This is a genomic window from Moraxella sp. CTOTU46934, from assembly GCF_031979465.1.
GTDB lineage: Bacteria > Pseudomonadota > Gammaproteobacteria > Pseudomonadales > Moraxellaceae > Faucicola > Faucicola tetraodonis.
Genome location: NZ_DALZEG010000002.1, coordinates 147,733 through 167,553, shown reverse-complemented (window position 1 = coordinate 167,553; position 19,821 = coordinate 147,733). Strand labels below are relative to the sequence as shown.

16 protein-coding genes are annotated in these 19,821 nt (G+C 45.3%); 7 read left to right on the top strand and 9 right to left on the bottom strand.

Annotated features, from left to right (window positions below):
- Nucleotides 1-7 precede the first annotated feature (7 nt).
- On the top strand, nt 8-841 hold the full coding sequence (locus tag RTN07_RS03300) for an inositol monophosphatase family protein (protein WP_312175707.1): 834 nt from the start codon (nt 8-10) through the stop codon (nt 839-841).
- 248 nt (nt 842-1,089) lie between these two features.
- Here RTN07_RS03300 and fdxA read toward each other — a convergent pair whose 3' ends face one another.
- The 3 genes from fdxA to RTN07_RS03285 form a co-directional block, all read right to left on the bottom strand.
- The gene (gene fdxA, locus RTN07_RS03295; RefSeq protein ID WP_312175705.1) at nt 1,090-1,413 is read right to left on the bottom strand and encodes a ferredoxin FdxA; all 324 of its coding nucleotides are present in this window, start codon (nt 1,411-1,413) and stop codon (nt 1,090-1,092) included.
- A 72-nt stretch (nt 1,414-1,485) separates the two neighbouring features.
- Entirely contained in the window at nt 1,486-4,377 is a 2,892-nt protein-coding gene (mutS, locus tag RTN07_RS03290) for a DNA mismatch repair protein MutS (RefSeq protein WP_312175702.1), read from the bottom strand.
- Nucleotides 4,378-4,520: 143 nt separating this feature from the next.
- Nucleotides 4,521-5,531, bottom strand: coding sequence for an adenosine deaminase (locus tag RTN07_RS03285; protein ID WP_409455539.1), 1,011 nt, complete (start codon nt 5,529-5,531; stop codon nt 4,521-4,523).
- A gap of 278 nt (nt 5,532-5,809) precedes the next feature.
- On the opposite strand from RTN07_RS03285, the gene secA reads away from it, so the two are divergent.
- Both secA and RTN07_RS03275 read left to right on the top strand, forming a co-directional pair.
- Nucleotides 5,810-8,620: a preprotein translocase subunit SecA gene (secA, locus tag RTN07_RS03280; protein WP_312175700.1), complete on the top strand. Its 2,811-nt coding sequence runs from the start codon at nt 5,810-5,812 to the stop codon at nt 8,618-8,620.
- A 115-nt stretch (nt 8,621-8,735) separates the two neighbouring features.
- On the top strand, nt 8,736-9,161 hold the full coding sequence (locus RTN07_RS03275) for a hypothetical protein (protein WP_007115600.1): 426 nt from the start codon (nt 8,736-8,738) through the stop codon (nt 9,159-9,161).
- A gap of 70 nt (nt 9,162-9,231) precedes the next feature.
- Here RTN07_RS03275 and RTN07_RS03270 read toward each other — a convergent pair whose 3' ends face one another.
- From RTN07_RS03270 to tsaB, 3 genes are all read right to left on the bottom strand, one after another.
- Nucleotides 9,232-10,032, bottom strand: coding sequence for a class I SAM-dependent methyltransferase (locus RTN07_RS03270; protein WP_203172232.1), 801 nt, complete (start codon nt 10,030-10,032; stop codon nt 9,232-9,234).
- A gap of 6 nt (nt 10,033-10,038) precedes the next feature.
- Entirely contained in the window at nt 10,039-10,875 is an 837-nt protein-coding gene (locus tag RTN07_RS03265) for an undecaprenyl-diphosphate phosphatase (protein WP_284034697.1), read from the bottom strand.
- A 113-nt stretch (nt 10,876-10,988) separates the two neighbouring features.
- Nucleotides 10,989-11,660, bottom strand: coding sequence for a tRNA (adenosine(37)-N6)-threonylcarbamoyltransferase complex dimerization subunit type 1 TsaB (gene tsaB / locus RTN07_RS03260; RefSeq protein WP_312175695.1), 672 nt, complete (start codon nt 11,658-11,660; stop codon nt 10,989-10,991).
- Between the two features lie 313 nt (nt 11,661-11,973).
- Between tsaB and RTN07_RS03255 the strand changes: the two genes are divergently transcribed.
- Entirely contained in the window at nt 11,974-12,792 is an 819-nt protein-coding gene (locus tag RTN07_RS03255; RefSeq protein WP_312175692.1) for a methyltransferase domain-containing protein, read from the top strand.
- 92 nt (nt 12,793-12,884) lie between these two features.
- Nucleotides 12,885-13,796, top strand: coding sequence for a 4-hydroxybenzoate octaprenyltransferase (gene ubiA, locus RTN07_RS03250; protein WP_282849958.1), 912 nt, complete (start codon nt 12,885-12,887; stop codon nt 13,794-13,796).
- 70 nt (nt 13,797-13,866) lie between these two features.
- Here ubiA and purN read toward each other — a convergent pair whose 3' ends face one another.
- Complete coding sequence (purN, locus tag RTN07_RS03245) at nt 13,867-14,562, bottom strand: phosphoribosylglycinamide formyltransferase (protein ID WP_312175686.1); 696 nt, start codon at nt 14,560-14,562, stop codon at nt 13,867-13,869.
- Nucleotides 14,563-14,726: 164 nt separating this feature from the next.
- A complete protein-coding gene (purM, locus tag RTN07_RS03240) occupies nt 14,727-15,773 on the bottom strand; it encodes a phosphoribosylformylglycinamidine cyclo-ligase (protein WP_282841351.1) in 1,047 nt (348 codons plus the stop codon).
- 315 nt (nt 15,774-16,088) lie between these two features.
- Here purM and RTN07_RS03235 point away from each other — a divergent pair, with 315 nt between their 5' ends.
- Together RTN07_RS03235 and ttcA are read left to right on the top strand one after the other, a co-directional pair.
- A complete protein-coding gene (locus tag RTN07_RS03235; RefSeq protein WP_312175683.1) occupies nt 16,089-17,315 on the top strand; it encodes an AI-2E family transporter in 1,227 nt (408 codons plus the stop codon).
- A 250-nt stretch (nt 17,316-17,565) separates the two neighbouring features.
- The gene (gene ttcA / locus RTN07_RS03230; protein WP_409455538.1) at nt 17,566-18,771 is read left to right on the top strand and encodes a tRNA 2-thiocytidine(32) synthetase TtcA; all 1,206 of its coding nucleotides are present in this window, start codon (nt 17,566-17,568) and stop codon (nt 18,769-18,771) included.
- Between the two features lie 256 nt (nt 18,772-19,027).
- Here the strand turns inward: ttcA and RTN07_RS03225 are convergent, their stop codons facing one another.
- Nucleotides 19,028-19,678 carry a DUF2799 domain-containing protein gene (locus tag RTN07_RS03225; protein ID WP_312175681.1) on the bottom strand — a complete coding sequence of 217 codons (651 nt, stop codon included), beginning with the start codon at nt 19,676-19,678 and terminating at the stop codon, nt 19,028-19,030.
- Between the last annotated feature and the right edge of the window lie 143 nt (nt 19,679-19,821).

The following is a 19,821-nucleotide window of genomic DNA, read 5'->3' as shown; positions in this document are numbered from 1 at the left end:
GTCAATTATGGAACCGATGGTCGTCATGGCAGCCCGCGCTGCACAAAAAGTAGGTCAAGAGATTTTAAATGCACACAACAATCGTCACAAGCTAGAGTTCACGATTGAAAGCAAAGGCTTAGATGGTTTGGTGACCCAAATCGACCGTTACAGCGAAGAATTATTGATCGCGATGCTCAAAGAAAGCTACCCAACCCACTCGTTTTTGGGCGAAGAATTTGGGCTACAAGAAGGCAAGGGCAATGATAAAGACTGGTGCTGGGTCATTGATCCATTAGATGGTACCCACAACTTTATTCATGGTTTGCCGCATTTTTGTGTCTCAATCGGTGTGCAAAAAAATGGCGTCACCGAACACGGCATCATCTATGACCCAGTGCGTGATGAGATGTTCTCAGCCAGTCGTGGTAAAGGCGCGCGTCTCAACCAGCGCCGTATCAGCGTCAGTGAGCATAAAACCATTGATGGCGGTTTTTTTACCACAGGTCATCCGCTTGAGCGTAACCGCGCGGAAGGTAAAGTATCGTATGCCAAAGAGCATTTTGAAAGCTTACAAAAAATCTGCGAACAAGGCGGTCAAGTGCGCCGTGTGGGTTCAGCCACGTTAGATTTGGCATATGTAGCAGCAGGACGGTTTGATGGTTATTTTGAAATGTCTATCAAACCTTGGGATATCTGCGCCGGTGAATTGATTGTCACTGAAGCGCGCGGTACTGTGGTTGACCATACAGGCGCACACAATGCGATGCAAACAGGTTCTATCTTTGCGGCAAATATCAAACTGTTAAAACCATTGATGCAAACCGTGGTGCCAGTTTGGGGCAGTGCCGTTAAAGGCTGATGCTGTTGTGACACTAAAAACGCGCTAATCCATAGCGCGTTTTTTATTTCATAATCAATTCGTAAAAAAATAGGTTAAGCTAAAGAGAATAAGCTAAAGCGGCTAAATAAAAACGGCAATCAATATTCACTGATTGCCGTCCTCGTTCTATATGCTGTTTTTTAGCATCTTGTTTATAGCATCTTATTTATAGCATCTTGTTTATAGTATCTTGCTAAAAATCCCCTAACTGGCGTATATTAGAAGGGCTATCTTTCAAGATATTGTAGTTTATTGGGTACGCCATCCCATTCTTTGGCATCGGGTAGTGGGTCATGCATGGCTGAGATGTTTGGCCATTTTTCGGCGAGTTCTGCATTCAGTTCGATGTATATTTCTTGACCTTTTGGCACTTCATCTTCAGAAAAAATCGCATTGGCAGGACATTCTGGCTCACACAGCGCACAGTCAATACATTCATCAGGATGGATGACCAAAAAATTCGGACCTTCATAGAAACAGTCCACAGGACAGACTTCAACGCAGTCAGTATATTTACAACGAACACAGTTATCAGTAACGACGAAAGTCATGGCGGTGGCTACCTTTTTTTAGTTGCACAAATGTTAAAAGCATAAAAAATACAATCGTATTATTTTAGCGCGTTACGCTTTTTTTAACAATTCCTTTAATGAATAAATAAATTCTAACGCCTGTTTCGGCGTCAGCTCGTCAGGGTTTAGGGCGTTTAGTTGTTGAGTAAGTTTATATTCATCAGCCTTCAACGTTTGATAGTCAGCCGCGGCACTCTGCAAATCCAGACCCATTTGTTTCTCGTCTTTTGGTGGATAGGGTAAAGAATTGTTGGGCAAGCTTTTTTGTTCGCTTTGGTTATCCAAATAATATTGCGCTTGGGCTAATAAATCTTGCGGCAAACCTGCCATTTTGGCGACATGCAGTCCAAAACTGCGATGCGTTGCCCCGGGTGCGATTTTATGCAATAGCAGTAACTGTCCATTGATTTCTTGGGTGACAAGGTGCTGATTAAACATTTTGGGGTGGCGCTCAGCCAGTTCAGTGAGCTCAAAATAATGGGTAGCAAATAGGGTCAAACAGCCGATTTTTTCTGCTAAATAATTCACGCACGCATGCGCAATCGCTAGACCATCTTGGGTGCTGGTGCCACGACCGACTTCATCCATGAGTACCAATGAGTTGGCATTGGCTTGGTTCATGATATTGGCGGTTTCAATCATCTCGACCATAAAGGTTGATTTACCACTTGCCAAGTCATCTGCCGAGCCAATGCGGGTAAAAATCCGCTCAATACGACCGAGCGTCACCGACTGCGCAGGGACATACGCGCCACAACAAGCAAGTAGTACGATAAGAGCGGTTTGACGCATGTAAGTGGACTTACCGCCCATATTGGGTCCTGTGATGAGCATCAAGCGTTCAAGTTGGGTGGCTGTTCCCATGACACAGTCATTGGCGACAAATGGGTCAAGCGATGCCGTCTGATGGTGAGCTTGACGCTGTTGACCTGCTTCAACCACGATATGGCGTCCGCCTTGGATATGGAGGCTTGCGGTATCATCAGTGGTATTAAACAACGGGCGGCACCAGTTTTTACTATGAGTAGAACGATTCTGCAAACGCGTTAGACTGACCCAGTTGGCAAGTACGTCCAAATACCCAATCGCTTTGGCAAGGCGCTGCAGCTCGCCAAGCTGCGACTTGAGCTGATGGAGCAGATTTTCATAGATACGTTTTTCAAGGGTCAACGCTTGCCCTTGAGCCGATAAATAGGATTCTTCAATGGTTTTGAGCGCTGGCGTGATAAAGCGTTCGGCATTTTTGAGCGTTTGACGGCGAGTAAAATATTCAGGCGCGTTCTTGGCTTGTAGCGCGCTGAGTTCAAAATAAAATCCGCTCACTTTATTAAAGCCCACTTTGAGCATGGGCAGGTTGTTTTTTTGCCGCTCTTGCACCGCCAATGCTTCCAAAGTTTGCTCGATATTGCCATGCAGATTCTGCAATTCATCAAGCTGTGGGTCATAGCCCTTTTTTATCATGCCGCCATCACGGATGTGGGCGGGCGGCTCATCGACAATCGCTTGCTCTAGCAAGGCATGGATATTGGCAAAACTATCAGTTAAGGCTAAGTCAGGTAGCTGTTTGCTGAGCATGGCAAGCAAAGGTGTATCAGCACTTAGCGTCGTTATGTTGTTAAAATCAAAATATTGCTGCAACTGCTTTGACAACGCTAACGCTTGCGCCAAGCTCAGACGCAATTTTAGCAAATCGGTCGGTTTTGCTGAACCCAAGCCAATGCGTCCCCCAATGCGTTCGATATCGCTGATTTCGCTTAATGTTTGTTTAAGCAATTCAAACGCTGCTATCGGCAATTGCATCAGTTGTTCAACCGCATCAAGCCTGCGGTTAATCAGGGTGACATTGCGTAGCGGTCGGCGCAAATGATGCACTAAAGCGCGTTTGCCCATCGGCGTTTGGCAATGATCAATCACCGATAACAGCGAAATACCCGATGCCAACACGGGTTTAAAAATTTCCAAATTTTGCTGACTGATGGTATCAAGCTGCAAAAAATCGCCGTTATGCTCGAGCTGTAGGCTACGAATATGGCGTAAATCAGCTTGCTGTGTCTGTTTGCCGTAATGCAGTACAACCGATGCCGATGAGATGGCAAGCGGTTTTTGCTCAATGCCAAACCCTGCCAGCGTGGTGACGCTTAGATGCTGGGTCAGATGTTCAAGGGCGTTATTGGGCAGAAAATAACTGTGCGGCTGTGACAAAATCGGCGGCAGACTAGCTGTTGGACTATTTGCGCTCAGACAATCCTGCAAAAAATGTTGCCATGCCTCAGACAGCTGTTCATCTATCAGCACTTCACTGGGATCAAAGCGGGCGAGCGCGTTAGCAAGCTCGCTTTGTAGTGCAGTATGGCTGTCGCAGTTAAGCTCAGTGACGCGAATTTGCCCTTGTGCCAAATCCAGCTGTGCCAATCCCACCGACATTTGCTGTTTGGCAAAGCTGATCGCGACGACCGTTGGCGTTTGTCCTTGGGTGATAAGGCTATCATCGGTCAGCGTCCCTGCGGTCAAGGTACGGACGACTTTACGCTCCATAATCTTAGCGGCATTGGCTTTTGTTTTGCTGGTTTTTTTTGCTATGCTTTTGGCTGCAGTGTCTTTTGCTACAATGTTTTCTTCAGGCTCGTCTTCAGTCTTTTCTTCTTCAACTTGTTCACAGACCAGCACGGTTTGCCCGGCATTAATCAGCCGAGCAATATAGCCGTCTGCCGAATGAAACGGCACGCCTGCCATCGGGATGGTATTGCCCTGTTTATCATTGCCACGTCGGGTCAAGGTGATGCCCAAAATATCGGCAGCAAGCTTGGCATCATCAAAAAATAGCTCATAGAAATCGCCCATCCGGTACAGCACCAAGGCATGGGGATAATCCGCTTTTAGGGTGAGATATTGCTGCATCATGGGGGTATGATCGTCAAGATTGTGAGGCATGGTCTGGGTCATAATGGTTAAACGTTATGAAGTTAAGCAACAGGTGCGTTTGTCGCACCATGTTGGGTGTGTGAGGTTGGTTAAGGCTGGGATGCACAAATGCGCGTTAGTTCCAGCCTATTTTTTAGAGCTTATTTACCAACTTATTTAAAAGCTTAAAGCGATGCGATTTTTGAGATCCAATGCTGTTTTTCATCATCATCTATAAAAGACGCGTTAAAGCTGTTGATTGCCAATTGTTTGATATCGTCATTTGATAGCGCTAACGCTTGCTCAATAGCGACAAAGTTGTCATTCATATAGCCACCAAAGTACGCCGGGTCATCTGAGTTCACCGTCACGCACACACCTTGGTGCAGCATGGTTTTGATATTGTGCTCGCCCATGTCTTGCACCACTTTTAGTTTAAGATTACTTAACGGACACACCGTTAACGGCATTTGCTCCGCTATCAAGCGTTGCATGAGTTTATCATCTTCAGCCGAACGCACACCGTGATCGATACGATTGACCTTGAGCAAATCCAACGCTTGCCAAACATACGCGGGATCGCCTTCTTCGCCCGCATGCGCAACCGTCAAAAACCCAAGCGCTCGCGCTTTGGCAAATACCCGTTCAAACTTGGCTGGTGGATTGCCCACTTCGCTAGAGTCAAGCCCCACGCCAATGATATTATCTTTAAATGGCAAGGCCTGCTCAAGGGTGGCAAACGCGCTGTCTTCGCTCAAATGACGCAAAAAACACAAGATCCAATGCGAGGTGATACCCATTTTTGCTTTGGCATCTAAGCTGGCTTGATAAAGCCCTTGAAAACAGGTGGCAAAATCCACGCCCCGCTCAGTATGGGTCTGTGGGTCAAAGAAAATCTCCGTATGCACCACATTATCAGCCTGGCATTTTTCAAAATACGCCCACGCTAAATCATAAAAATCCTGCTGTTTCACCAAAACGTTTGCGCCGGCATAGTAGATATCCAAAAATGATTGTAAATTATGAAAATTGTAGGCATTTTTGACGTCTTCAATGGTTTGGTAGGGTATATCGATTTGGTTGCGTTTAGCGATGGCAAACATGAGCTCCGGCTCAAACGTGCCTTCGATATGCACGTGTAGTTCGGCTTTGGGTAATTGATGAATCAGTTGTTGTGGCGTCAATGAGGCAGTCATAGCAAACTCGATAGCATAATGGCAAAGATGGCGTTAAAATCTTCCAAGAAAATTTCAACAATGAAAATCTCGAAAATAAAGCTCAATTATGGGGATGGATTCATAAAGATAAAGGTAATACAGGCGAGCGGTTCAAACTCACAGGCTGTCATAACCTTGTATCTAAAAAAAGCAAACCCATATATAATAGCAAAATTTATTTTGAACACCTTTATTAACCGTCATCGTATTAAAAGTCATTGCACTTATTGATTTGAGCACTTTAGGAAAATCCTCGTATGTTAGGCAAAATGATAGGCAAGGTTATCGGCACCAAAAACGACCGTGAGCTTAAGCGAATGCGTAAGTTGGTCGACAAAATCAACGCCTTAGAACCCAAAATCCAGCCCCTCTCTGACGAAGCATTAAAACAGAAAACTGCGGAATTTAAAACCCAGTTTGAGCAGGGTACTAGCCTAGATACCATTTTACCTGAAGCCTTTGCGGTCTGTCGTGAAGCCTCAAGACGTGTCCTTGGCATGCGTCACTACGATGTACAGCTCATCGGCGGTATCACCTTGCACGAAGGTAAAATCGCCGAGATGCGCACGGGTGAAGGTAAAACCTTGATGGCAACGCTTGCGATATATCTCAACGCGATTAGCGGTAAAGGCGTGCATGTGGTCACCGTCAATGACTACTTGGCAAGGCGTGATGCCGAATTAAACCGTCCGTTGTTTGACTTTTTGGGCTTGACTGTCGGCGTGATTTACTCACAGCAAGACCCGATGGAAAAATTTGAGGCCTATGCCGCAGATATTACCTACGGTACCAACAACGAATACGGCTTTGACTACCTGCGCGACAATATGGTATTTCGCCTAGATGAGAAAAAACAGCGCGGACTCAACTATTGTATCATCGATGAGATTGACTCGATTTTGATTGATGAAGCGCGTACGCCGCTGATTATCTCGGGTCAAGCCGAAGACTCATCCGCCATGTACAGGCTGATTGACACCATCATCCCGCGCCTTAAACGCTCAGAAACCGAAGAAGGCAACCGCGAAAACCGTGAGCAGGATTTTTGGATTGATGAAAAAAATCGTCAAATCGAAATCAGCGAAAAAGGCTACGAGAAAATTGAAAAATTCTTGGTGGAAAAAGGCGAGCTTGGCGAAAATGAGAGTCTATATAGCCCAACGCGCTTGCCACTACTAGCCCACGTTCAAGCTGCGATTCGTGCGCACCATTTATTTGTGAAAAACATTCACTATATCGTGCATGAAGGCGAAGTCATCATTGTCGATGAAAACACAGGGCGTACCATGCCCGGTCGCCGCTGGTCAGAAGGGTTGCATCAAGCGGTTGAAGCCAAAGAACAAGTTGAAATCCAAGCCGAAAACCAAACCCTTGCCACCACGACATTCCAAAATTATTTCCGTTTGTATGACAAACTCTCAGGCATGACGGGCACAGCGGATACCGAAGCTGCGGAATTTAAACAAACTTACGATTTAGATGTGGTGATTATCCCCACCCACAAACCGATTCAGCGTATTGACCTTGATGACCAAATTTTCCTAAGTAAAATGGGCAAATATCAAGGTATCATCCGCGAAATCAAACGCATTCAAGAAAAACAGGCACCGATTTTGGTGGGGACGGCAACCATTGAAGCCAGTGAAGTGCTTTCAGAGTTACTGACGCAAGAAGGCATTCAACATAACGTCCTCAATGCCAAACAGCACGAGCGTGAAGCCGATATTATCGCGCAAGCAGGTAGACCCAATGCGGTCACTATTGCCACCAACATGGCAGGTCGCGGTACTGATATTATCTTGGGGGGTAACTGGCAAGCAGAGCTCGCCAAAATCGACAACGTCACCCCTGAAATGAAAGAGCAAGCCTATGCCGAATGGCAAGTGCGAAACCAGCAAGTGCTGGAAGCGGGTGGTTTACATATCATCGGTTCTGAGCGTCACGAATCGCGCCGTATTGATAACCAATTGCGCGGTCGTGCGGGTCGTCAAGGTGACCCAGGGGAGTCACGCTTTTTCTTGTCGCTTGAAGATGACTTGATGCGGATTTTCGCTGGCGATCGCGTGGTGAATATGATGCGCGCCATGGGGCTAAAAGAAGACGAAGCCATTGAGCACAAAATGGTGTCACGCTCGATTGAAAACGCCCAAAGCAAAGTGGAAAACCGCGACTTTGATGCCCGTAAGAGCCTACTCAAATACGATGACGTTGCCAACGAACAACGTAAGGTTATCTATAAACAGCGCGATGAACTGCTCGCCGAAAGTAATCTACAAGCAGGTATCGAAGCGATGCACTACGATGTGTACAATGCCTTGATTGACCAATTTGTGCCACCTGGTTCGATTGATGACCAATGGGACATTGATGGGCTTGAAGACGAGCTTGAAAATGAGTTTCGTATTTATATGCCAATCAATGACTGGCTAGATGCCGATCGTCGTCTGGATGAAGAAGGTTTACGCCAAAAAATTATCGAGGCTGCGTTACTCAACTACCGCGCTCGCCGTGAGCAAATGGGTGAAGAAAATGCTGCCCAGCTTGAGCGTCACTTTATGCTATCTAGTCTAGATAAGCATTGGAAAGAACATCTAAACCAAATGGATCAACTGCGTAAAGGTATCCATCTACGGGGCTATGCGCAAAAAAATCCTGAGCAAGAATATAAATCTGAATCTTTCTCATTGTTCCAAAGTATGCTCGGTGCTATCAAGTCTGAAACCGTGCAAGATTTAGCGCGTGTCCATATCCCAACGCCAGAAGAAATTGCTGAGCTTGAGCGCCAGCAACGTGAACAAGCTGAGATGATGCGTCTGCATTTTGAGCACCAGGAAATGAATGGCGTGACCGGTGAGCTAAGTGAAGATGAAGACATGATTGCGCGTAACCGCCAGCAACGCACGCGAGCCACGTATTCATTTGGTCTAAGCGGCTCAGCAGCGGCAACCGCGAGTCCAGAGATGGCTGAAAATGGTGACAATCCATATGCCAACTTAGCGATTAGCCGAAATGCCCCTTGTCCATGTGGTTCAGGGTTAAAATACAAGCAGTGCCATGGTAAAATTTAAGGTGACATCATTATCATCTTTAAATTAGCAAACTCGTTGATTGAGCAATTTTTACTATATAGGCTATCAAGTACGTTGTCGGATTGAGCGATTTATTGATAGTAGAGGAATACCCATGCAAAACACACTAGCAAAAATCACCATGCTGAGTTTAGTATCGGCGCTTACGTTGACAGCTTGTGATAAAAAGACTGACAGCACAGACAATGCCGCGGCAGCGTCAGTGGCAGAATCACAAGCCGTACCGATGTCAGCTGCGCCTGCCGATGAAAAAAATAGCGCCGCTGTGACCGAAGCCAATGCCACCGTAGATGCCGGTCCTGACGCTACCAGCGCCAGTGGCACGGCGACCACTGTAGATGCGATGCCAGCGAGTAGCGATGAGGTAGAGGCTGCAGATGACGGCGGCGCGGATAATTCAGACATGGATAAGATTACGGAAAATGATACCGTGATTGATAATGCGCCTGCCTCGCCCAACGCACCAAAAGCCAGCGATGATGCAGCGCCTGCCGTCGGTAACCAAAAGGTTGGTCAATAATAACCAGACCCACAAAAAAAGCTGATACTCATCAGCTTTTTTTTAACATGGCAACTAGACGCTATTCAAACTAAATGCGGTTCAAATAATTATCAAAACGCACGATATCATTTGATAGGCTTAGGTTGGGCGATTTGTCTGCAAGAAAAGGCGCTGATTTAGGTCTTTTAACTACCACCATACCGTGTGGGGTTATTTGTGCCAACGCCGCCCACAATAATTGTTGTGATTGCGCAATCGACGGTGGGGTCGTCACAGTATGTAACATCTGCATATGTTTATTAACCGCTGATTTGTAGCTATCAGCGGGAAACATCGGATCTAGATAGACACGGTCGACTTTTGGCAATCTAGCCAGCAACTCTATCGCATCGCCATGATAAATCGTTAATCGACTCATCAATTTTTGCCAGTTGCGCTGCTGCGCCATTTTTTGCTGTTCTAGTTGCAGTAGCAAAAACATGAGTGGCTGCTGTTCAAGCAAAGTCACACTGGCACCGGTACTTGCCAAGATTAAGCTATCATGCCCAAATCCTGCGGTGGCATCAATGACAGTCATGTTAGCTTGTAGCTGCATGGCTTTGAGTAGCAGTTCAGTTTTTTTGCCCGCTTTGACCACCCGCTGTTGTAGGCTTTGCCAATTTGGGCTGACTTTCATGCCCGCTGCGATGACAAAAACATCGCCTACCTCATCAATCAGCACACTGTTATCATCGACTGATTTCAGCCATTTTTGAGTTACTTTGCTAGTAATCTTTTGCAATTGTAAATCGACGGATAAAGGGGCGAGTATCGTTTCAACATTTGCCAAACGCTGCTCGCTTGGCAAAGTGTCAACATAATACAGTTGGATTGATTGATGAGATAGCATAGGGATTTAAATATAGCCCAGCATACCAGCGATGAGTACCAGTACGCCTACCACGATACGCCACCAAGCAAAAATCGTAAAATCACGGGTACTGACCCAGTTAACCAACCATTTGATGAAAATCATGGCAAAAATAAATGAGACTACCACACCCACTGCCATGATGGTCCAGTCTTCAGCGCTGGTCAAAATATGATGGTTTTTGGCCAGATCTAATAACCCAGCACCCACCAATACAGGAATCCCTAAGAAGAAAGAATACTCTGCAGACGCCTTACGTGATACCCCCAAAAATAGGGAACCGATAATGGTAGAACCTGAGCGAGAAGTACCAGGAATCAAGGCAAGACATTGAATCAAACCGATGATAATCGCCGTTTTAATATCGATATCTTCTGCTTCGGCATATTTGACCGTATGTTTGTGTTGTTGGCGCTCTGCCCAAAAGATAATCAAACCACCGACAATCAATGAGATTGCCACCACAGTTGGGTTAAACAACGCCGCTTTTAACGCTTTATCAAACAGCAAACCTATCAGCATAATCGGGATGGTGGAAATAATCAGCGAGATGCCCAATTGACGCGGGTTTTTACGTTCAGGGTCTTTACCTGTAATAAGTCCCATCAAGGCACGCCATAGGCGTTCCCAGTACAAATAAATTACCGCAGAAATCGCACCCAGCTGAATGACAACGATAAACAAGTCGGCTTTATCTTTGGTCCAAAAATTTAACAGGGAGTCGGCAAGAATTAAATGCCCGGTACTTGAAATCGGTAAAAATTCGGTAATGCCCTCAACCATGCCCATGATGATGGCTTTAAAAATCAAAATAAGATCCATAACGTATCCAACAATGTTAGTTATTAACAGTCAAAGCTAACAATTTTTGCGCTTATAACAAGATAAAGGGTAGCGAGTCAAACTTAAGACAACATGAGTAATCAGCCGATAAATTAAGCCTTTTGTTGTTCGGCTAGAGTTTTCCACGCATTATTTCTTAAATAAACTGGCAACGCCAGCTCAGCTGGGACGGATTGGTGCTGCTGATACAAGGCTAGCCCAAGTTTGGCAATGATAACCGCTGAGGGGCGAATATCGGCAAAGATGGACTGACCTAGCTGCGCATTGACCAAGGTTGCGCCATTGCCTACTAAGGCTAAGTCTTTGTCTATCACACTGTCATAATCAAGCAAATGCTCAGTAGCACCTGTCACAAGCTGCATGATACCATCGCTCATGGCGTATTCAGCGGCGTACACTTGGTTCATGCGCGCATCTGTCAGCGCCAATACGTGGGGGCGTTGCTGTAGTTCAAATGCCGATTGGGCGATAGCTTGTAGGCTTGATACAGGCAAACATGGCACATCATGGGCAAAGGCGATGGCTTGCGCTACCGCCGTATTAATGCGTATGCCACTAAAAGCCCCGGGCCCTCGATTAAAAGCAATCGCAGTCAGTTGTGACCAATCAATCGATGATGCCGTCATCAGCGCATGTATCATCGGCAAAATTTGCTGGGTTTGCAGACGATTCCCCGTCAGGGTCTGTTCAGCAACGACATTACCCGCTAAATCCACGAATGCCACCGAGCATTGGTCAAACACACTTTCAAGTGCCAAAATCATAACAAATTGCCTTTACCGTTTGCAGCAATCATGCGCTTAAAGCACACAAATTTTGCCTAAAAAATTGCTTGGTATGATACCACTAAAAACAAATTTGAGCATAATTTAGTTAACATGGATTTAAGCAGAAATGCCCTCAATCCCGTCAATAAAATGCTATAATCCCTACTATTTTTAGGGATTTAAAGTCAATGTATTAAAGTTAATTGGATAGGCAATTTGCCTTGCGGGGTTGATTTGCTCACACAAGATGATTATGACTATGCAGGGCTGATTAATAGTGTTAAAGTTGACTGATTTGTTGTTTTAGTCGATGATGTCCTGTACTGTCACCCCTGTTTTTGAACAATTTGCCACCTCATACGATGCCGCCACGCCGATTCAATCGCAGGTGGCAGAGCACTTGGCGCAGCTCATTGCGCGTTGCCATACCGGCGTAACTGATATCTGCGTGGTTGATGTGGGCTGTGGTACAGGAAAATTGACTGGGGCGGTGATGTCAAAGTTTTTACAAAACGCAGCGCTAGCTTCCGCTCAGTTATATGGCGTCGATACGGCTGCCAGTATGCTTGCAATTTGGCAACAGCGAGTCGCGCATCTTTTGTCGATGCCGCTGTCATCTACCTCATCCTCACCAACTTCTCCAATGACGCTGCACAGCCAAGCGCTTTGCGCCAATATGGCAGATATGGCATTGGCGAATCAATCAGCCGATTTGGTGATGAGTAGTTTTGCCCTTCATTGGACATCGCCAAGCGTTATCGCAGAGCTTGGGCGCATTGTCAAAACCAAAGGTCAGCTGCATTTGGCGATTCCGGTGGCAGGTTCTTTTCATGAAGTCCGTCTGCGCTTTCCCAAGTTACCTATTTTTGATTTTTTACCCAGTCACGCTTGGCTAGCGGCGATAGAGACCTTGCAGCAACAGCGTCAAGGCACGCTAATATATCACACCGAGCAATCGTTTGCCTTTTCTTATGACAATTTAAAAAGTCTGTTAAAAAATCTCAAGCAAATGGGCGGCGCCGTCTCTGGCAAAGACAGCATCGATACGGCGACATTTAGACGCTATCTGCAAGACCAATCACCGATTGGGCTGGATTACCAACTGCTGATGATTGGCTTACAGCTGTAAGGGTAACAAATTTATCGACGATTTGGCTAACATTTAGCGTTACACTAGCATCAACTTTATCCCCTTTTTTGATTATTTTAATTAACAACTCTATGACTACACACACTCTGTCTTTTAAAGATAAACTACAAGCCTATATTCACTTGACCCGCTTTGATAAGCCTGTGGGCATTGAGCTGGTGTTTTGGTCGACTTTATGGGCGGTGTTTTTGGCGGCAAAAGGGTTTGAGCAACTCCCCCCTTGGCATGTGGTGGCAATCTTTGCGGTGGGTGCGGTGTTGATGCGAGCGGCAGGCTGTGCCATCAATGACTTTGCTGACAGAAAAGTCGATGGGCACGTGTCGCGAACCAAAGGTAGGCCGCTGGCGGATGGTCGCTTGACGGGTAAAGAAGCAGTTTGGACGTTTTTAATTTTATCTTGGGTGAGTGCAGCGTTATTAGTATTTTTGCCTGTGCAGGTTTTTATTTGGTCATTTGGTGCGGTGGCGTTGGCGTTTATCTATCCGTTTATGAAACGCTTTACCCATTTGCCGCAAGTGTTTTTGGCGGCGGCTTTCGGCTGGGCGATTCCGATGGCGTATGTTGCGGTATCGCAAGTATTAACTGGGCAGACCGAGGTTGATATTTGGTGTTGGCTGCTGTTTGTCGGCTATATGTGCTGGACGGTGGCGTATGATACCCAATATGCGATGGCAGATCGTGAGGATGATTTAAAAATTGGGGTCAAATCCACCGCGATTTTATTTGGTAAACACGATGTGTTGATAATTAGCCTACTTCAAGGGGTGTTTTTGCTCAGTTTGGCGGGCGTGTTTTGGCATTATTTTGGCGCGCTTTCAGTATTGGCGCTAATACCTATCGTTGCCATGTTTTACCGACAAAATAAACAATGTCTTACCTATGATCGTAAGCTTTGCTTTAACGCATTTTTAGATAACGTGTGGGTAGGGCGCTATGTATTTTTGCTAATCGTGATATTGAGTGTATCGGCGCTTCGAGTATAAACTATGATAAACATAAAAAAACGCCTAAATTTGATTGTAGGCGTTTTTTTTGACTATCGCCATAATTTGACTATAACCATAATTTCATAGGCAGATTGAGTCCAAGGCGGTTGGTGAGTTGGTTATTTTTAAGCGAAACAATCCGCTCAGCAAATAATCCCACCACCATAGGCAGCAACTGGTACTCCATCGCATGAACGCGCTGCTGTAATTGGCTAGCATTTTCAGCCGCGTTGACGCAGGTCACCGCTTGGGCGATGACTTCCCCTGCATCGAGTTCGCTCGTTACTAGATGCACGCTGCAACCATGATAGCGCTCGCCTGATTGTAGCACGCGGGTATGGGTAGCTAAGCCTTTATAATTGGGTAGCAGTGACGGGTGCAGATTTATCATCGGCACGTTTAAACCATCCTTGCTGGTGACACCGTCAATAAACAGCGGCGTTAAAATCCGCATAAATCCTGCCAATACCACCAAATCAGGTTGCCACGCGCGTAATTCTTGCAGTGCCTGTTGCTCAAAACCGACACGGGTATATTTTTTGCCATTATCGTCACGCTCAATCACCGCGGTTGCAATATTGGCTTGCTGCTGCTCATTGGCAAGGCGGATGCGCTCAAGTGCATAGGCATCGGCTTTATTACTAATCACGCCCACGATTTGAATGTTCAATAGTTGCTGTAGCTGCTTATCAATTAATACTTGCAGGTTACTGCCACTGCCAGAGACGAGGACGGCAATTTTTAACGGAGTAGGGTTTGTCATGTTCAACTTCATAAGGATAGCAAAGCAATAGGTTGGAAAAACTAAGGTGCGTAAAAACGCACCTTTTAAGCTAGCTCAATGGTAAATTAGCTCTAGGATAAATTAACTCAAGGGTAAAATAGCCCAATAATAAAATACCCTAATTAGTCGAGTCGCGGATAAAATTAGCGATAGGTTACCGCATCGCCTGTTCTTTCAACGATTTCACCCAATTTCCATGCGGTTTCGCCTTGTTCGTTGAGTAAGTCAATGGCTTGGTCTGCTTTATCTGCCGGCACCACGACGACAAAACCCACGCCGCAGTTAAAGGTGCGGTACATTTCCATCTGCTCGATATGACCTTTTTGCTGAAGCCATTGGAACACAGGCGGGAATGTCCAAGAACTCACATCAATTTGCGCCGCCAAATGGTCGGGCAATACGCGTGGTAGGTTCTCCGTCAAGCCGCCACCGGTGATATGTGCCATCGCATGCAAGCTTGCGTTGCCCAAGGTTTTTTGCAGTTGTCCAATGGCTTTGACATAGATTTTTGTCGGTGCCATCAACACGTCTTTTAATGCTCTGCCGTCTAATTGTTCGGTGGCAACATCGGCACCGCTGACTTCAATGACTTTACGCACCAGTGAGTAACCATTTGAATGCACGCCGCTAGAGGCGATACCGATTAACACATCACTGTTGGCAACGTTTTTACCCGTGATAACTTCCGACTCTTCGACGACGCCCACACAAAAACCTGCCAAATCATAGTCGTCATCTTGGTACATACCCGGCATTTCAGCCGTCTCGCCACCGATGAGTGCACAATTTGCCAATTTACAGCCGTCACCAATACCGGTGATAACTGTTGCTGCGGTATCGACGTCCAGTTTTCCTGTGGCATAATAATCCAAGAAAAATAACGGCTCGGCGCCACAGACTAGCAGGTCATTGACACACATCGCGACCAAGTCTTGACCAATGGTGTCGTGTTGCTGCAGTTGTAAAGCCAGTTTAAGTTTGGTACCGACACCATCAGTCCCTGAGACCAATAAAGGGGATTTATAGCCTTGTGGAATACGGCACAAGGCACCAAATCCACCCAAACCACCGACTACTTCAGAGCGGCTAGTTGCTTTGGCAACTGATTTAATGCGCTGAACTAACGCTTCGCCAGCATCGATATCGACGCCAGCATCTTTATAACTTAACGAAGTGGGTTGTGTAGTCATGGTCTTCCTATCGCCAGAATCATTGGGAAAAGTAATACGCGCATTATACCCAAATTCCCATCAAAAAGAAAAATAATCCATCGCTTTCCTACCTGGCTAGCATTAGGCTGTTTATCGTTGATGACGCCTTCTAGCCCCACAAATGTGATAGGGCTTTATAACATAGCTTTGAATATTTGTATGAGTTGTGCAGTTTGCGCTATCTATTTTTGTCAAATTACCTAAAATTAGTCGAAAATACAACGATGGCAGTGACCGTCTTTTATTTGACATTACCCTTATATTTTTGGCGTATTTGGCTTTTTTGAGGAACCTATGTACAACCCATTCCCTTATCGATTTACGAAAGATGTGTTTTTCAAACGGGTATTTATATCGCTATTTTTGGTTGCAATAGGCTATATCATTTATCAATTACAATCGGTAATTTTGCCATTTTTGGTAGCATTTATTTTATCGTATGCGATTAATCCGCTCGTGCAAAAATTACAGGACAAGGCACACATTCGCCGCTGGGTGGCGATTTTGCTGGTATATTTGTCCACTGGGCTGATGATTGGATTGATACTCTGGTGGCTCATTCCACTGGTGTGGGAGCAGTTACAATCGGCATGGAAGTATGTACCGACAGCGATTGACTATTATAACAATACGCTTCGAGGCTGGGTGCGTTCTCACACACCCATACGTTTACCTGCCATGCAAGTACGTGATATGTCCAAAGGCTTGGTCGATTATCTCAAAGAAAACTACAATATCACTGATGCGCGGTCATTTTTTACCAATTTAATGTTATCAGGCATGAATGTAATCAACGTGGCGGGCATTGTGGTACTGGTGCCGATTTTGATGTTTTATTTTTTATATAATTGGGATGAGCGCTTGGTAAAAATGCGTCATATGATTCCCAACCGTTATATTCCATCGGTCTATCGTATCGCCAAAGAAAGTGATGAAGCGTTGATGTCATTTATCAAAGGTCAGCTACTAGTGATGGTGCTGCTTGGTATGGTGTACGCGGTGCAATTGCAACTCATTGGACTTAAAGTCGGTCTTATTATAGGTATGATGGCGGGTATCGCAAGTTTTGTGCCGTATCTTGGCTTTACCCTTGGCTTTATTGCGGCGATTATTGCAGGGCTATTTCAATTTGGCGTGGACTGGGTACATTTAGTGCTAATTGTCGGTGCCTTTATGGTAGGGCAGGCGGTGGAAGGTTATGTTTTGCAGCCGTTATTGTTGGGTGATAAAATTGGTTTATCACCATTGTGGGTGATATTTGCGGTACTTGCAGGGGCGGCACTGGCAGGCATTGCAGGTATGCTGATTGCTTTACCGCTCGCCGCTGTGCTCAATGTGCTATTCCAACATGCGTATGACAGTTACCGTGAAACTGAGTTTTATAAAGGCGATGCCCAATATGGTTTATTTAAAGAAAAAAATCTGATGGACATCAAACTTGAGCAGCAACAAAAACAAATCGAGGCGCAAATGAAAAAAGAAAATACCAGTTGGATGGCGCGGATAAAAAATATCTTCTAAAACAGCAAGATGTCATTCAAATGACTACAAGCGCGTAATTTTGCCGTATAATAGCCGACTATGTGATAGGCGTTTTCTATCTGATAGGCGGCTATAGATACGCTCAATCAAGCATTTATTGTGAGGGGGTTGGTCTGCCTTACGTTAAATGCTTTTTTTATTTGCTATTTTTCCAATAAATAACGCGTCGTTGATAGCCGATAGCGTCATCATAGGTTTATTTATTGGTTTATCATCAGTTAGGTATCTTATGCAATCAAACAATTCTGTAAGCCCAGCAGCAACCATGCCTGCTGTTGAATTAAATCCCCAATTATCAGCCCAACTATTAGAGAGTGACGTAGACTTAGATAGTGACATAGATGGGCTTGATGATAATGATTGGGGTGGTGAGGCGTCAAACAATGATGGTTTAAACAATGAAGCGCAGCAAACCTTGGGCGATGCCAATGCTGACAGCCAAGGCGATGACATCAAATCTGCGCGTTTTCGTAAGCTACAAAAAAAATTACGTAAGCTGGTCTCTTGGGCGATTCGTGACTACAACATGATTGAAGACGGTGATGTGGTCATGGTGTGTATTTCAGGCGGTAAAGACAGTTTTACCTTACTGGATATTTTATTGTTCTTAAAGAAAATAGCACCGATTCAGTTTGATGTGATTGCCGTCAATCTTGACCAAAAACAACCTGATTACCCTGAAGATATTTTGCCCAATTATCTGACCGAGCATGGCATTCCGTATTATATTTTAGAAAAAGATACCTATAGCGTGGTCAAGCAAATCGTACCAGAAGGTAAAACTTACTGTTCTGCCTGTTCACGTCTGCGCCGTGGGTCGTTGTATGGATTTGCCAAACAAATCGGTGCAACCAAAGTGGCACTGGGTCATCACCGTGATGATATCATGGCGACGTTTTTCTTAAATTTATTTCACGGCGGTAGTCTCAAAGCGATGCCACCAAAACTGTTATCGGATGATGGGCAAAATATTTTGATTCGTCCGCTTGCGTATGTGGAAGAAAAAGACATTATCAAATATGCCAATTACAAGCAGTTTCCGATTATTCCTTGTAACCTGTGCGGCAGCCAAGAAAACCTACAACGGGCGATGATTAATGACATGCTGCGCACATGGGATCAGCAATACCCGAATCGCTTGGATTCAATTTTTGGCGCGATGCAAAATGTCGCACCGTCACAGCTCGCTGACCGTGAGTTGTTTGACTTTGAAAATTTGCAGTTAAAGCGTGATGAGCACATCCGTGTATTTGAAGGGGAAAACATCCAAGCGGGGCAGATTGATGAGCAGCTTCAGCAAAAAGGGGTACCAAGCGCACCTGCTGTGCAAACCTTTGACCCCACCAAATCTCAAAAACCCAAAGCACCTCAAAAATCCAATGCCAGTCAAAACACTGAGAGCCAAAAAATACCCACGATTAACCCTTTAATTTGATAACCAAGCGGGTCAAGCACACGGCTCTTTTGGCTGCTGTAATGGTTTAAGCTATTGAGGTGATAAGCGGTTGATTTGATAAGCTACTGGTTTAATAAGGAAGCTCGGTTAAATACACCCGAACTTCTTTTTTAATTCTAACCTGTAAATTATTGTCATCACGCAGCGAGTTGTATCGCTAAACGAGATTGCGCAACGAGATTTCAAAACAGAACTTCACGATAAGTTCGTCGCGTTGTTTTTATCTTAGCTGCGATTATTTGTTTGAACCTACGGTTGCATCATTGCTAGGGGTAACGGGGCTAGGCGCTACAGGTTGACTTGATGTATGCTGATTATTATCACCGTATTTTGGGTAGCGGTTATTAGGTGCGATGCGGGGATAATACGGGCGTGACCCTCTGTCTAAACCGCCCCAACCACCAAAACGACTACCGTAGAAGGGTGAGCCCCAAAATGGGTCGGTGTTGTACCACAGTTGGTTTAGTCTTTGCTCACGTTGGTAGTTGAGATAACCTTCGTCATGCGCTTTTAATAAATCAAGCGTCATCGATTGTGGACATACATCATTGTAGTCATAGCCCTCACGTCCCAACTGATAAGCGCGTAGCGGTGTGCAATAACGTTTTAACCCTTCTTCACGACCTTGTCGCCACTGTTGCTGGTTGGGCACGGTATTGGCTTTGGCGCATTGCTTGATATGCTTTTGAATATAATCTTGACTGCGACCCAGTAAACCATCTTGATAACCAATGGTTTGCCAATTGCTTTGTTGGCATTGAGTGGGTGTTAATCCGCCGCCCAAGGTGGCACAACCTGTCATCGAAGCAGTGACAGCAAACAGTCCAAGCATTTTTTTTGAGGTGGTTGCTGGGTGATAGGTCTGTATGAATGAAAGCATCGTCATGGTGGCACCTTTGAGGTTTACGGTCGCCATTAGCCAGTCAAAAACTGGCTAAACCGATCAAACCGTTAATGAATTGATATTTTTTAATTTAGCAGATTATTTATATAAAAGCATTTATCAATGGTTAAAATTTTGTTAGGCTA